Source organism: Hymenobacter setariae (assembly GCF_007713685.1).
In the GTDB taxonomy this organism is placed as follows: Bacteria; Bacteroidota; Bacteroidia; order Cytophagales; family Hymenobacteraceae; genus Hymenobacter; species Hymenobacter setariae.
This window is the reverse complement of sequence record NZ_VMRJ01000004.1, coordinates 750,263-764,605: the sequence shown is the minus strand read 5'-3', so window position 1 is coordinate 764,605 and position 14,343 is coordinate 750,263. Positions and strand designations below refer to the sequence as shown.

Sequence of the window (14,343 nt, the reverse complement as noted above, 5' to 3'; positions counted from 1 at the left end):
GGCGCGAAGTTCGTCCCTTTTGCGGCAAAATGCTAATTGTAAAAATTAGGCTCCTATTGAATAAAATCAGGGCAGTGAGCAATGGCGTGTTACCCCGCCGCAAAGCCAGCCCATAGAAAAGGCTCCGCCTAGCCCCGCTAAATCGATATAAAAAATGAAAAACCGTTAAGCATATTGCCTCGTTGCCGGTTACTATATAGCAGAAGCGTATTGCTCACTTAACTACTTGTGGTATGCGTACAAATTCAACTAGCTTCGCCCTAACCGTGGGCATGGCTCTCATCGTCCTGATGCTAGGGTTCCTGGGTCTAAGTGCCACCGGCTTAGTCGGCTTCTCGGCCGATGAGGACACCCAAACAGAGCAGCCAGCTGATAAAGGCAGCTCGATAGCCCCGAAGGATTCGACTGTTGTACTCGCTTCCGCGAAAGCTAAAAAGCTGCTTACCCCGAGTGAAGAGGCCGCCGTTGTGGCTGGCGACGCACTATTTAAAGCCAATTGCACCCAATGTCACGCCGTCCATGAAAAAGTAGTAGGGCCAGCATTAGCCGGTATCACTGAGCGTCGTCCTGCCTCCTGGATTGTATCATGGGTGCACAACCCAGCCAAGGTTATTGCCAATGGAGATGCTTACGCTGTGAAGCTTTTCGATGATTATGGCAAGCAACAGATGCCGTCTTTTTCGCAGCTATCGGAAAAGGATATTAAAGCTATAATAACGTGGGTCGAGTCGCAGGAAGAAGAAGGCGTTATGATTGACGACAGGGGCCTATATGCTGAAATTCATGACTGAATAACCTTTACTGCACCAGTACCAGCGCCGAGTACCCTGGCACCTCCACCGTGCCGCTGCTCATTATTGGACCTAGGCCGTGCTGGTTGATTTCCATTCCTCGCAACACTGCTGAGTACTTCCCAATTGGTACGGGCAGGCTCGCCGCTTGCCCGGTGCCGTTGAATAGCACTGTAATAGTCTGCCAGGTATCACCGCCCGCGTGCTCCACTAGCTGGTAGCCGATGGTGCCGGCGGGCGTGCCGGGCAAGAATTTTAGGTGCTGCGCAATCAACTCCTGGCTAGGTAGACGGAAGGCTGGGTGTGCCTTGCGTAAGGCCAGCAGCTGGCGGTAAAAATTAAAAACGGGCCGGTACTTCGCCTTGCGGGCCCAGTCGAGCTGGTTGATGCTGTCGGGTAGGTTGTAAGAGTTGCTGGCGCCTTTCTTGGTGCGCAGAAACTCGTCGCCTAGGGGCAGAAAGGGCACGCCCTGCGAGGTAAAGACGATGGTGTTGCTCAATACGTCGAGCTTGATTAAGTCCGCTTCCGAGAGAGTAGGGTGGGCCACGGCGAGCTTGTCCCACAAGATTCTATCGTCGTGGCACGACACGTAGCTAATGGCTTGGCTGGGCTGGCTGGCCCAGGGCGCTTTACTGTAATTGACTTTGGCGTAGTCGAGTTGCAGGTGCTGCGTGGCGGCCACAATACCAAATTTGACGCTTTCCTCCAGCCCTGGCTGGCCGCCCGCAAAGCCGCCTTCGGCCTGGTGGGCGTAGTGGCCCTTCACGCCATCGCGTAGCTCGTCGCCGAAGGCAGCAATGCGGGGCAGTTTGCTCACATTGGCCTTCACGGCACGCTGGGCCTCGGGTAGGGGGCTAGGGCCAGCGGCCCAGCCTTCGCCGTACACAAAAATGCTGTGGTCTTGCTGGTCGAGGGCCACGCGCACGGCGCGCATCGTCTCTAGGTCGAGCACACCCATCAGGTCGAAGCGGAAGCCATCGACGTGGTACTCCCGCGCCCAGTAGCTCACGCAGTCCACGATGAGCTTGCGCACCATCGGCCGCTCGGAGGCTACCTCGTTGCCGCAGGCGGTGGCGTTGGAGTACGAGCCATCGGCGTTGTGGCGGAAATAGTAGCCCGGTACCAATTGCTCGAAGGCGCTGGTGCCCGCATCGGCCACGTGGTTGAAGACCACATCAGAAATCACGCGCAACTGGTGGTCGTGTAGCGTCTGCACCAGCTGCTTATACTCCCGAATGCGCACCGCGGGGTCGAGTGCATCAGTAGCGTACGAGCCTTCAGGTACGAAATAATTCACCGGGTCGTAGCCCCAGCTGTAGCGCGTGGACGAGGGTGGCAGGCTCTCATCAATGGCCGCAAAATCATAGGTCGGTAGCAGGTGCACGTGCGTGATGCCCAGCTCCAGCAGGTGACCTAGGCCGGTGCGCACGCCGCTTGGCCCAGTGGTGCCCAGCTCGGTTAGCCCTAGGTACTTGCTTTTGTGCTGAATGCCCGAAGTAGGTGCGGCCGAAAGGTCGCGCACGCTCCCTTCGCCCACCACAATGTCGGTGGGAGCGCCGGGCTTGGGGCGCAGGTCGTCGGCCCAGCTGGTGGGCGCGGCGGTGGCGGGGTCGAGCCAGGCGGCCCGGTGGCCGTTCACACCCACGGCGCGGGCGTAGGGCTCGCACACCTCGGCCATCGCCTTGCCCGCTATAGTGGCCTGCACCGTGTAGAAGCCTGTGGTGCCAGCGGGCAGCGCTAGTGTCCAGGTGCCAGCGGTGCTGCGCTGCATGGCGTGCGTAGCAGTGGCCGGACCACCCTGGCCGGCCGCGTACAGGCGCAGGTGCAGCGCCTCGGCGGTAGGCGCCCACACACGCAAAGTGCCGCGCCCGGTGCGGTCAAACGTCAGCCCTAGGCCGGGGCCATTGTAAACGGGGTATTGGTTTTGCGAGAAGGGGTCGGCCTTGCTCTTCTGAGCGTGAGCGAAGGGGAGAGTGGTCAGCACAAAAAACAGCAGCAAAAGGCGAGTCATTTTTCAAAGTTCGGGCCAGAGCCCCGGCTGGTTTGCCCGATGCAATCGGGGTATTAGTCTGGAAACCGCCTGCACTGGCCGATAGTGCCGCCTAGCCAGGCAACGCTCGGCCACCTTTGCGGACTCATCACCCAGTAAGCTAGCTGTCCATACTGCTTAAATTAAACTCAGGATTTCACGGATAAGTCATACTCCGCGCCGCATCTTGCCGGCCTTATAATCTCGCTCTGCTACGCCCGCTCACCGCCGCTCTCGCATGCTGAATTCCTACTAGCTTTTTCTCATTTTTTGGCTTAATTCTGGTTTGCCATGCGTGCGCTCACCGTTGTCCTGCCCCAGACCGATTACCTCGTCTTGCGCTACCGCCCCGACTTGCACCTGCTAGTGGGCCGCTGGCAACGGCCAGTGTCGGCGGCCGAGTTTCGGCAGGGCTACCGCGCTATGCTGCGCCTCGCCCGCCAGGTCAATTGCCCCTACTGGCAGCTCGACCTGCGTGGGCGCGGGGCCCTGCCCGACGACGATACGCGGCGCTGGCTGCTGCAGCGCTTTCTGCCCGAGCTGGCATTGCGTCTGCCTGAACCTGTGTGCTTGGCCTACCTGCTGCCGCCCAGTTTATTGCAGCAAATGGCAGCTCCTGCGGGCAGTGCGGCGCACTTAGCTTTCTTTTCGGAGGAAGGCCCACTCACGGCTTGGCTGCTCCAGTGCCAGCACCGTAGTAGCGAAACTTTGGCGCAGGCCGGCGCTATGCCACCGCCGGCAGCGTGAAGGTGAAGCAGCTGCCCTGGCCGGGCTGACTCTCGACCCACAGCTGCCCGCCCTGCGCCGTGATAAACTCGCGGCTGATGCTGAGGCCCAGCCCCGAGCCACCGCCCGGCATGCCGGCCGCCCTAGGTCCGCCCGCAAAGCGCTGGAAGATGCGAATGTGGTACTCTTTTGGAATACCCGGCCCCTCGTCCTCTACACTCAATTGTACCATTTCGCCCCAGGGCTTGGCTTTAATGGTGAGGTTGGCCCCGTGCGGCGAATAGCGGATGGCGTTGGACAGCAAGTTGATGAGCACCCAGGTGGTTTTTTCAAGGTCAGCCTGAGCGGCGGGCAGCGGCTCGGCTAGCTGCACGCGCAGGTTCAGGTCTTTATCATTGAGCTGGGCCTTAATGGTTTCGGTGGCGTAGCGCACTACTTCGGGCAGAGGCACCTGTTGTAGGTTCAGCTTGAGCGCGCCGCCCGCGTCGAGGCGCGCCACCTCGATAAGCTGGCCCACCAGGCCCAGTAGGCGCTGGGTTTCGGAGCGAATCCCGTCGGCAATTTCCTGGCGTTTGGCCGCGTCGAGCCGCTCGTCGCGCAACAGCATCAGGCTGAGGTTGATGCTGGCCAACGGCGTTTTCAGCTCGTGCGAAATTGTGGCTAGGAAAGTCGATTTCAGCTGGTCGAGGTTTTTGAAGTCCGACACGTTGCGCAGGCAGAGTACGTGCCCGGCGGGCTCACTCTTTTTCAGGTCTTCGTTGAATGCCTCAATCGGCGTGACAGTGAGCTGGTAGTGCAAGTTTTCGCCGTGCGGCCGCATCAAAAACGTTGGCCCTAGGCTGCTGCTTTCGGCCGGGTGAGGCGTGTGCAGCATCGTGAGCCACTCGCGCAGCATATCGTTGTGCTGGGCTACTTGCTCGGCGGGCCGACCCAGTAGGTCCTTGGCCGAAGCGCCACCCAGCAGCAGGCAGGCCACGGGGTTGGCCAGCACGATAATGCCCTGCTGGTCAATGAGCAGCAAGCCCTCGTCGAGGCTGCGGACTAGGCTGTCGGTGCGGTTGCGCTGGGTAATGAGCTCGGCCAGCGTGGCGCGGCGCTCGTCTTCGGCCTGCCGCAGCACGCGGTTAACGGCGGCGGCCACGGTGCCCACTTCGTTGTTTTTGGCTACGGCCACGCGGGTGGCGGGGCCGGGGCCGGCCACGCGCTCCACATCGGCGGTGAGGCGGTGCAGCGGGCGCACTACCAGGCGCGGCAGTCGCACCATCAGGACAATGCCCAGTAAAGTGCTGACGCCCAAGAATAAATACACCGCGTGCTGCGCCATGCGGGCATTGGATGCCTGCACGGCGGGTGCCTCCGTTTCGAGCCGGTAAATCGTGAAAATAACGTAGCCGCCCAGGCTCAGCAGCAGCCCCAGCATGATGAAAACGCCGAGGCGGATTTGGGTTTTTAAGGACATGGCGCGAAGTAACTGCCCCGGCGGTACGCAACCCCGGCCGGCGCTTTGAAGTAGCTCTTTTCAATTAATCAACCCTCCCTATGTCCGCATTACAAAAGCCCCGCGTTATCTGCCACATGATGAGCTCGCTCGATGGCCGCATCATTGTGCAGCGCTGGGGCGACGACGTGCCCGGCCGCGACGAGTACGAAGCCACCGCTGCCACCTTCGAGTCTCAGGCCTGGCTTTGCGGCCGCGTGACTATGGAAAAGGATTTCACCAAAGGCCGCCAACCCGATTTACAGCCCGTAACTGCGCCCCTCGACCGCACCGATTTCGTGGCCGAGCACGAGGCTGACTCCTTCGTTGTAGCTGTCGATGCCCACGGCAAGCTCGGCTGGGAAACGGCCGACATCGACGGTGAGCACCTCATCGAAGTGCTCACCGAGCAAGTTTCTGACGAGTATTTGGCTTATCTGCGGCGCCTAGGTATCTCCTACGTGTTCGGGGGCGCCGAAAGCCTCGATTTTGCCGTGGTGCTCGACAAGCTGGCTCGCCTCTTTCCTATCCAAACCATCTTGCTCGAAGGTGGCGGACATATCAATGGCTCGCTGCTCAAGGCCGGCCTGATAGATGAATTGAGCTTACTACACATACCCGTTATTGACGGCGCAGCGGCATCAGCGGCTGTGTTTGAGGAGGGCGACGCGCCTGGCCCCGCCCCACACCTGCGGCTGCTATCCGTGGAGCAGCGCCCGCACGATGTGGTGTGGATGCGCTACGAGGTAAAGAAGTAGCTCGGACTTTGTAGTTCGAGCTACTAGCTGAATCTACTCTACGCCGTACTCCTGGAGCTTGCGATATAGTGTCGTCAGGCCGATACCTAGGCGCTTAGCTACCTCAGGTTTATTGCCCAATAGCTCGCCCATCAGCCGCTGAATGTGCCGCGCTTCCAGCCCGCGCAAGCTTTCATCATCGGCGGCTGGGCGGGCAGCTACACCGTGAAACTCATCGGGCAAGTAAGCTGGAGCTAAAAGCTCGCCGGCTGGGGCCAGGATGGCAGCACGCTCGAGCACATTTTTGAGTTCGCGCACATTGCCGGGCCAGGGGTAGCGCTGTAGCAGTTCTAGGGTTTCGGGCTCGAAGCCAGGCAGGCGCTTGGCCAGCCGAGCGGCGAAATGCTTTAAGAAAAACGCGGCTAGTAATGGCACATCAGTGCGGCGGTCGGCGAGGGGCGGCACTACGATGGTGAATACCGAGAGCCGGTAGTACAGGTCGGGCCGGAAGTGACCTAGTGCCGCCTCTTGCTTGAGGTTGCGGTTGGTAGCCGCCACTAGGCGCACGTCCACTTTGGTCGGCTTGGTATCGCCGAGCTTGGTGAACTGCTGCAGCTCGAGCACCCGCAGAAACTTAGCTTGCACGTTTAGCTCTAGTTCGCCGATTTCATCTAGGAAGAGCGTGCCGCCGTTGGCTTCTTCGAGCAAGCCTTTCTTATCGGACAGCGCGCCCGTGAAGGCGCCTTTCTTGTAGCCGAAAAGCTCACTTTCGAGCAAGTCTTTAGGGAAGGCCGAGCAGTTGACGGCCACAAAAGGCTTGGTTTTGCGCCCACTAGCTTGGTGCAGGGCTTGGGCAAATAGCTCCTTGCCCGCGCCAGTAGGGCCTTCGAGCAGCACAGTGCTGTCGGTGGGTGCCACCTGGCGGGCTAGGGTTTGGGCGCGGCGCAGGGCGGGCGCTTCGCCTATCATGGAGTCGAAGGTATGGCCCTGGCTCATGCGCTTTTCAAGCTCGGCCACGCGGTGGCGCAGGCGGGCCTTCTCGGCGGCGCGCTCCACTACTACCACCAATTGCTGCTCAAAATCGCCCTTGGTAAGATAGTCAAACGCGCCCTGCTTCATGGCCCGCACCCCGTCGGGGATGGTGCCGAAGGCTGTGAGCAGCACCACCTCAGCCTCAGGCGCCAGTGCCTTGAAGCGGGGTAGTAGGTCTACGCCGTGGGCGTCGGGCAGCTTTACGTCGCTTAGCACCACTAGCACTTCGGCGGCGTGCTGCCCCAGCAGTGCCAGGCCCCGGTAGGCGTCGGGGGCTTGCAGCACGGTGTAGCCTTCCAGCTCCAATACTTGCGCCAGCAATTGGCGCAGGCGCGCTTCGTCGTCGATGAGGAGCAGGGTTCCGGTGGGCACTGGGTCGAAGGGGTAGCTAAGTGCTCAAAGGTAGGAGTTGCTACAGGTTGCCTCAGCTACTTGGCAACGCTAAGCGACTTGCTCGACGCCTTTCGCAATACGGACACGATGTGGCGACCTAGGCGCTGCCCCTGGGCATTGCCGTTGGTGCAGCTTTCGAGGTAGTGAATGCCGCCGTAGAAGCGCGAAATGGAGGCTTCAGCCGCTGCCTGCCGGAACGAAGTAAATGACCGCTTGCCGCTGCCAAAGGGAATTTCGGTATCATCGACATACGCCACCTTATCGCCTAGCAGATAACTCAGTACCTCGGCTGAGGCGCTCGACACCACGGCGTGCCCGCTGGTGTACTCAGGGAAAGGCGGCGTTTGTAGCGCGGGCTGCCACTTCACGTCTAGGTGCCGGTTGATGTAGGTTTCGGGCCGAATGCGGTTGGTGGCATATTTGGCTTCCCAGGTGCTAATGAAAGCATCCATGAGCGTGATGCCTTCGGCGCAGAGTACGTACACCGTTTTGTCAAATCCTACTTTCTGCTGTTTGGCTACCAAGGCGGCAATATTCATCCAGTGCCCGCCGGGGCTGATTTTTTTGAAGCCAATGGACATGTGCCCCGACGTATTGACGGCAAATGGATTGCAATCCCAAAACTGGGTTATCTCGACTTGGTCGGGCGTCAGCTTCTTCGAAATCTTGTACACCGCCAACACCTCCCGGTAAAAGGCCGAGGTCGTATCCTTGCTAAAAGGGTAAGGCGCCACCGGCCGGAAGGCGCTGGCCGAGTCTATCAGCAGCGGGCGGATGGTTTTCCAGTTAGGCTCCACCGCTTCGAGATAGGCGGGGGGCGTGGGGTACCAACTGCCCTCTGTTTTTACTGGGGTATAGCGCTTGAGCGCGCTCAGCTTCCCGTAATTGTCAGATTTGGAGAATTTTACCACGGCGGCGGCAGCCAGTTTGCCTACCCGCACCGATTGGCTCAGCACACCGGGCTTAATACCCTGCTTGGTCAGCAATTGCAAAAAATCCTGCTCCTCATCCACTAGGGTCTCGCCGGAGGGCAGCAGCAGGCGGGCCGTTTCGAGGATGCTGTAGTAAGCGGCAATCTGATAGTCGTAGGCCGCCTTCACGGTGTCGAGGCGCAGGTCAGTAGTGTAAGCTTTTACTAGCTGCTGCGGTGCGGGCAGGCGCGTGGTGTGCGCTGCCACGATGCTGTAGGCCCCTAGCATGCTGTAGGCGTAGTAGCGGGCCGCCACTGGGGGGCTCACCACGTCGTGGACCATAGTCATATTAATGACATTCAAAGCCTTGCCAGGGTCGAGCTGCTCGGCCAGGCGTGGGTTATGCGCCTGCAGCTTACCGCTAGTCAGCGCTACGAGGGCTAGGCCTATCAGACTACTGCGCTTCATCGTTATTCTTTGTAAAATTGTACGGGGCCATTGCTCACGCCTACCACTAAGTAAGGCTGCTTATTCACAGTGATTTCGCTTACCGACTTCACGTCGCCGAGCACGCAAATGCCCGCCGCTGGCTGCTTGACATAGCTGAAGTGTCCCTTGCCATCGCCCTGCAGCAGGCAGCCATAGTTGGCGTCCATGCTGCCTAGTTTCAGGCGGTTGTCGGTGTGGTTGCCGAGCAGCAATAAGTCGCGGTGGCCGTCGTGGTTGTAGTCGCCGCTCGTAATCTGAGTGACCATCGAAAACTGGGCTTCCACGGGCAGCTCGGTGGAAGTGAAGGTGCCTTTGTTATTCAGAAACAGCGTGGTGCGCAGCTCGGTAGCTTCTAGCTTGCCGGCCTTGCCTAGGTCCTCGCTGCTAAAAATATCAGTCATCACCGCGTCGGCGTAGGCCTTATAAGAGGTGAAGCGGCGGCGCATGGGGTATATCACTTCGTTCAGTTCGTCGCGGCTCACAAACGGGTAGCTTTTGCCATCCACGTAGAAGTTCAGGAAGGGGTCGATGGAGCCATTGTTGTCAAAGTCAGCATAGTACAGGGCGGCCGGCTCCTGGGCGGTGGCCCGCAGTTGGCTGTTCAGCCCTAGGTTGCCGGCAATGAGGTCGGGCTGTCCATCAGCGTTGACATCGGCCACGTGCAGGCTAAACCAGAAGCCGGTTTGGGGGGTGGTGAAATAGGTGCTGGTTTGGTCCTTAAAGCCTTGGGGCGTGTTAGCCCACACGGTCAGGGGCATCATTTCGCCGCACAGCACGAGGTCCTTGCGGCCGTCTTTGTTCAGGTCAACCCATTGCGCATCCGTGACCATACCCGCCTGAGCAAAGGGCACGGTAGCGGCCGTAAACTTGCCTTTGCCGTCATTCAGCAGCAGGTAGCTGGTAGGGGGCATAGGATAGCGGCCCGGTATCACGCGGCCGCCCACGAAAATATCCAAATCGCCGTCGTTGTCGGCATCGGCCGCCCGCACGCAGCTTTTGCTGCTCGCATTGAGCTGGGGTAAGGCCGTAGTAGACAAGGTAAAATGCCCCTTGCCATCGTTGATATAAAACTCGTCCTGCAAGTCGTCTTGCCCGGCTTCGTAGAGCGAGTAGCCGCCCTTGGCCACGTACAGGTCGGGATAGCCGTCGCCGGTAGCGTCGAAAAACGCCGCGGCCGCCACGGTGCCCATTGGCAAGCTGGTGGAGCGACCTAGGGGAGCTTCTACGAACTTGGCGCCCGGCTGCTGGAGGTAGAGCTTGCCTACTTCGTCTTTGGCACCGCTCACAAACAAGTCGTCCAGGCCGTCCTTGTTTACATCGGCTTTTACCATCACCGGCGCAGTTTTAGAGTACATGAACAGCATGAGCAGCTGGCGCTTGAAGTCGTTCAAGGCCACTTCCTCGGGCTTGAAATCGAACAGCGGCGCGCTGGGCTTAAATACTTGCTTTGGGGTAGCGGACGCTGCTTTGGCTACAAGCTTGCCAGTTGGCTTGCCCGTAAGCTGAAGCAGCTGGTTGGCCTTTACCCCCGTGAGCAGTTGTGAGGTTTGGTTGGGCCAAATGACGCGTACCGAATCGACCTTCTGGTTGGTGCCTAGACCAAAATTCAGCACCGTAGACACGCACGACAAGTAGCCGCGGTTGGGGTTTACCTCCTGATACTGCACTTGGCCGGGCGTGTACACAAAGACCTTGGCGCCTACAGCCTGGGTGTTTTTGTCGGTGCCTTGCAGCTTTAGCCCTAGGTAGGCCGTGTGGTTCGCATCGGTGCTGTGGTTGCGGTAGATGCTGGCCGGCTGGTTGATGGTATTCACCACCAAGTCCAAATCGCCATCATTGTCGAGGTCGGCATAAATCGCGCCGTTCGACATGTTGGTTTGGTTCAGGCCCCACTCTTTCTGCTTATTCGAAAACGTCAGGTTGTGCTCGTTTTTGAAAATGTAATCGGGCACCGAGGTCGAGGGCATCGCCGTTACCAAATCCATCAGCAGAAAGGGCTCCTTGGCCATCGCTTTCTTGATTTTGTAGTCGCCCCAGTAGCGCAAAAAATCCTTGTTGGTGTAGTCGCGCAAATAGCCGTTGCTGATGTAAATGTCTTTGTAGCCATCGTTGTCAAAATCAGCAATGAGCGGGCACCAACTCCAGTCGGTTTTCGACACGCCCGCCAGCTGCCCGATTTCGCTAAACGTGCCATCACCGTTGTTGAGGTGCAGCATGTTGCGCATGTACTGCGGGTACAGCTCCTGCTGGCGCAGCAGTTCAAACGTCTCGTAGTTTTCCTGCAATTGCAGCGATTTTTGGCGGTGGTTGTCCGCCGGCAGCATATCGAGAGTGAAAATGTCGGGCTGCGTATCGTTGTTAAAATCAGCAATATCCACGCCCATCGAAAAGTGCGAATGGTGCCGCAGCATTTGCTTGGAGTGGTCGCTGAACGTGCCGTTTTTATTATTTAGGTATAGGTAGTCGGGCTCATTATAATCGTTGGTCACGTAGATGTCCTGCCAGCCATCTTTATTGATGTCGGCCACGGCGATACCTAGGCCAAACGTCAGCGGACTTTGCACAATGCCAGCCGTTTTTGATACGTCAGTGAAGTGCCCGTTATCGTTCTTAAACAGCTTGTTGCCAGCTAGGGCGTCCACTTCGTTTTTGTGGCTGGCAAACTCCATGTTGTCAATCTTTTTGATATTGTGATTGAGCAAAAACATGTCGAGGTCGCCGTCATTGTCATAGTCGAAGAAGGCGGCCTGCGTGCTGTAGCCGGGGTCATCGAGGCCGTAGCTCTTGGCTTCTTCCTGAAACTTGCTGTTCCCTAGGTTGATGAATAGCTGGTTGCGGCGCACTTCCTCCGCCTTTTTGCCGGAGTAGCACACGTAGATATCCAGCAGGCCGTCGCCGTTCACGTCGGCCATCGTCACGCCGGTTTTCCAGCCATCTTTGCGCCCGCCTAGGCCCGGCGCGGCTTGGTCGGTAATGTCCTTGAACTTGCAGCCGCCTAGGTTGAGGTACAGCCGATTAGGACGCATATTGCCCGTGAAGAACAGGTCAGCTAAGCCGTCGCCGTTGATGTCGCCGACTGCCACTCCGCCGCCGTTGTAGAAGTACTCGTAGGATAGAATATTGAGTGCCTCGTTTTCACTAACAGCATTATTAAAACTGATACCCGTTTCCTGTGCGCTAAGCAAACTAAATAGCGGCTGCTGTGCCTTACTGCCTAAGGCTAGCCCTAGGAAAGCAAGTGTGAGCAAGAAACGGCAACTAACTACGGCGCAGCGAGTTTGCATGAATAAAAGGTGACAGAAAGCGCGTAAAAACTAAATCAAGAGGCAGCAGCAAAGCTTTGCTGGTTAAAAGATACTACAGGACTTTCTTATCACGTAGTTAGAGATTTAAAAGAAAGTCATGCTGAGCTTGGTTAAGTATCTCGCACGCATCGCTGAATGACACGAGGGATGCTTTGCAAGCTCAGCATGACATAAGATTTCTATTGATTTTGAGTTATGCTTTTACTTCGCCTGGCTGCTTTTTGCCGAGGCAGTTTTGAGCGCGGCTAGCGCGCCATCCGAGACGTCGCCGAAGAGCGAAACACCGGCGGCACCGTTGCGAAGCGCGTTTTCGATGCCCTGCTGTATTTCGGTGTCGTTTTTAAAATCGGGTAAGAACAGGCCAGCGTATAGCGGGAATTTACCGTTCAGGGCCTGCACACCTTCCTTCACGGCTTGGCCAATCCAGGTCACGTTCTCCTTGTAGAAGCCGTGGTAAATCATGGGGCACACGCCGCTGATGTTCCAATTCACCCAGTCTTGCTTCACGTTGCGGTGGGCAATATCGGGAGTCGGGAACACGGCAGCCGTGATGGGCTTGCGGTATTGCTTAGCTACGTTGGTGAGCCGGCGCACTACCTCGTTCACGCGCTGGTAGCGGAAGGCCCGCCACGAAGGGCTAGCCTCAGGATACTGCACGGTGTCGATGTCCTGGCCGTACTCAGCTTTGTAGGCGGCTTTGCACACCGGGCAGTAGCAAAAATCGTATTCAGGCAGCTCGCTGGTTTGCACAATGCCATACTTCGCCCACAGGTTCACGGGCAAAATCACGTCGCAAAACCGCACGTAGTCCAAGTGAATACCGTCGATGTAGTCTTTCTTAAGCGCGGCGGCATAGTCCTGCTCTAGGTACTGCTTTACCTCCTCGCGCGAGGGGCACAGCCAGCGGTAGTAGTCCACGTAAGGCGGGTGTGTGGCGCACGACTCGCCCTTGCGGCTCACGGCATACCACTCGGGGTGGGCGGCCAGCAGCGACTTCTCGCCGCGGTTCATGGTCCAAATCCAGCGGTGGGCTTCGAGCTTCTGCGCCTTGGCAGCGCGGAAGTGCCGCTCACTATCAGCTTCGAAGAAGATGCCGCGCACGCCAGCTTCGTAGTACTTGCGGTAGCGGGTAGCCAGCTCGGCCTCCGTGTCTTTCTGGTTAGGGTTGGTCCAGACCCAGTGCTTCCAGCCAGCTTTGGGTGCGGCGGGTAGGGCAGCTTGCGCGGCGCCGGGTAGGAGCGGGGCACCTAGGCCCAGCACAGCACTGGTTTGAATGAATTTGCGGCGGCTCGTCATGGTTTCAGCGTTTCGATTAGTCCTTCGTCGTTGATGCGGATGGCAGCGCTGCCGGCTGCCGTGATGGTGGCAGTGAACTGGTAAGGTGTGGCTGCCAGCTGTAGCTGATTGGCCTGCTTGCCAACGGTGGTCTGGGGCTTGATTTTCAGTTCGGCCAAGGTAGCGGCATACTTGCCAGTCTTTTTCCGAAACTCTTGCTGGCGGTAGTACACCAGCCATAGGTATTGCTTGCGCAACTCAGCCTGCGGCATCTGCCAAGTGGTGTTGGCCTGGCGCGTAAACTGCAAGTAGCCCCAGCGCTCGGGGTAGTGCATGTTGATGACCCCCTGCGGCGACCATACCCAGTTGTGCTCGGGTAGGTCTTTGCCGGCGGCATCTTGCAATTTCACGTTTTTATCGCCCTCGGCCTTTGTGTCCCACTCTACCCTCGAGAAGTTGATGCGCCACAGCGTACCCTCGGTGGGGGGCTGCCACGGAAAGCCCATGCGCACTGCCTTCAGTGGGATGGCCATCTCGACCGTCCAGCTCTTGTCTTGGTCCTGGGGTTGGTTGAGGGTGCCATTGATAGCCACGCCTGACCGCAGCCCGGCCACATCCCAGCTAATGAGTGCATCGCCCTTGTCGCGGTAGGGCTTGGGCAGGTACAGGTCAAAAATCTTGTTGATGGCGTTGACCTCAACTTCAAAATACTGGTGAGCGTTATTATCTGGGTCAATAAAGACTTCGAAGTCGTTATCTTTATAAATAATATCGTCGTGGTGCGTCTGGTACGCCCAAATCTGCGGCTCCTGTAAAGTGGCGGCGATAAATAGCGTCGAGTCGTTCCAGAGCATTTTCACGCGCGTCTGGTATGTAGGAAGCGGCTTTTTGGCGCCTTCGATGTCTACGAAGTCTGTGGTCCAGGCGGCTTTTTGCCAGTCGCTCTCTTGCAGGTTGCCGTCCATCGTGAGCGGCTGGCTAGTGTGCTGCACCACGTAGCCTTTGGGCGGGGTAAAGAGCTCCTCTAGCCCAGCAAAGGGCGCTTGCGCCAGCACAGGAGTAGCGGCCCCTAGGCCAAGGAATAGCGGTAATAGGCCGGTGAAGGGCCGTCTGAAAAAGGAACGTGATAGTGTCATCTAAGCCGGTATGCTACCGAAAAATTACTACAAAAAAAGAGA

Annotated in this window: 10 protein-coding genes; 3 read left to right on the top strand and 7 right to left on the bottom strand. The window is 58.2% G+C overall.

Features of this window, described 5'->3' with window-relative positions:
* Positions 1–272 precede the first annotated feature (272 nt).
* Positions 273–791: a c-type cytochrome gene (locus tag FNT36_RS18055; RefSeq protein ID WP_233636030.1), complete on the top strand. Its 519-nt coding sequence runs from the start codon at positions 273–275 to the stop codon at positions 789–791.
* A gap of 7 nt (positions 792–798) precedes the next feature.
* Here FNT36_RS18055 and pulA read toward each other — a convergent pair whose 3' ends face one another.
* Complete coding sequence (gene pulA, locus FNT36_RS18050) at positions 799–2,802, bottom strand: type I pullulanase (protein ID WP_144850520.1); 2,004 nt, start codon at positions 2,800–2,802, stop codon at positions 799–801.
* A 309-nt stretch (positions 2,803–3,111) separates the two neighbouring features.
* Between pulA and FNT36_RS18045 the strand changes: the two genes are divergently transcribed.
* Positions 3,112–3,567: a hypothetical protein gene (locus FNT36_RS18045; protein WP_144850518.1), complete on the top strand. Its 456-nt coding sequence runs from the start codon at positions 3,112–3,114 to the stop codon at positions 3,565–3,567.
* On the opposite strand, the gene FNT36_RS18040 is transcribed toward FNT36_RS18045, so the two are convergent.
* Positions 3,545–5,005, bottom strand: coding sequence for a sensor histidine kinase (locus FNT36_RS18040; protein WP_144850516.1), 1,461 nt, complete (start codon positions 5,003–5,005; stop codon positions 3,545–3,547). The genes FNT36_RS18045 and FNT36_RS18040 overlap by 23 nt on opposite strands.
* An 80-nt stretch (positions 5,006–5,085) precedes the next feature.
* Between FNT36_RS18040 and FNT36_RS18035 the strand changes: the two genes are divergently transcribed.
* Positions 5,086–5,781 carry a RibD family protein gene (locus FNT36_RS18035; protein WP_144850514.1) on the top strand — a complete coding sequence of 232 codons (696 nt, stop codon included), beginning with the start codon at positions 5,086–5,088 and terminating at the stop codon, positions 5,779–5,781.
* 33 nt (positions 5,782–5,814) lie between these two features.
* Here FNT36_RS18035 and FNT36_RS18030 read toward each other — a convergent pair whose 3' ends face one another.
* From FNT36_RS18030 to FNT36_RS18010, 5 genes are all read right to left on the bottom strand, one after another.
* Positions 5,815–7,164, bottom strand: a complete 1,350-nt coding sequence (locus tag FNT36_RS18030) for a sigma-54-dependent transcriptional regulator (protein ID WP_233636029.1) — start codon at positions 7,162–7,164, stop codon at positions 5,815–5,817.
* A 56-nt stretch (positions 7,165–7,220) separates the two neighbouring features.
* Entirely contained in the window at positions 7,221–8,564 is a 1,344-nt protein-coding gene (locus tag FNT36_RS18025) for a vanadium-dependent haloperoxidase (RefSeq protein WP_144850512.1), read from the bottom strand.
* A 2-nt stretch (positions 8,565–8,566) separates the two neighbouring features.
* Positions 8,567–11,869 carry a VCBS repeat-containing protein gene (locus tag FNT36_RS18020; RefSeq protein ID WP_144850510.1) on the bottom strand — a complete coding sequence of 1,101 codons (3,303 nt, stop codon included), beginning with the start codon at positions 11,867–11,869 and terminating at the stop codon, positions 8,567–8,569.
* A 222-nt stretch (positions 11,870–12,091) separates the two neighbouring features.
* A complete protein-coding gene (locus FNT36_RS18015) occupies positions 12,092–13,186 on the bottom strand; it encodes a family 10 glycosylhydrolase (RefSeq protein WP_144850508.1) in 1,095 nt (364 codons plus the stop codon).
* Positions 13,183–14,301 (bottom strand): carbohydrate-binding family 9-like protein, encoded by a 1,119-nt coding sequence (locus tag FNT36_RS18010; RefSeq protein WP_144850506.1) that lies wholly within the window; start codon positions 14,299–14,301, stop codon positions 13,183–13,185. Before FNT36_RS18010 ends, FNT36_RS18015 begins: the two co-directional genes overlap by 4 nt.
* Between the last annotated feature and the right edge of the window lie 42 nt (positions 14,302–14,343).

What these genes read in the sequence shown, in the direction of transcription:
- FNT36_RS18055 (WP_233636030.1), top strand. Translation starts at nt 273, where the DNA reads ATGGCTCTCATCGTCCTGATGCTAGGGTTCCTGGGTCTAAGTGCCACC.
- pulA (WP_144850520.1), bottom strand. Translation starts at nt 2,802, where the DNA reads ATGACTCGCCTTTTGCTGCTGTTTTTTGTGCTGACCACTCTCCCCTTC.
- FNT36_RS18045 (WP_144850518.1), top strand. Translation starts at nt 3,112, where the DNA reads ATGCGTGCGCTCACCGTTGTCCTGCCCCAGACCGATTACCTCGTCTTG.
- FNT36_RS18040 (WP_144850516.1), bottom strand. Translation starts at nt 5,005, where the DNA reads ATGTCCTTAAAAACCCAAATCCGCCTCGGCGTTTTCATCATGCTGGGG.
- FNT36_RS18035 (WP_144850514.1), top strand. Translation starts at nt 5,086, where the DNA reads ATGTCCGCATTACAAAAGCCCCGCGTTATCTGCCACATGATGAGCTCG.
- FNT36_RS18025 (WP_144850512.1), bottom strand. Translation starts at nt 8,564, where the DNA reads ATGAAGCGCAGTAGTCTGATAGGCCTAGCCCTCGTAGCGCTGACTAGC.
- FNT36_RS18020 (WP_144850510.1), bottom strand. Translation starts at nt 11,869, where the DNA reads ATGCAAACTCGCTGCGCCGTAGTTAGTTGCCGTTTCTTGCTCACACTT.
- FNT36_RS18015 (WP_144850508.1), bottom strand. Translation starts at nt 13,186, where the DNA reads ATGACGAGCCGCCGCAAATTCATTCAAACCAGTGCTGTGCTGGGCCTA.
- FNT36_RS18010 (WP_144850506.1), bottom strand. Translation starts at nt 14,301, where the DNA reads ATGACACTATCACGTTCCTTTTTCAGACGGCCCTTCACCGGCCTATTA.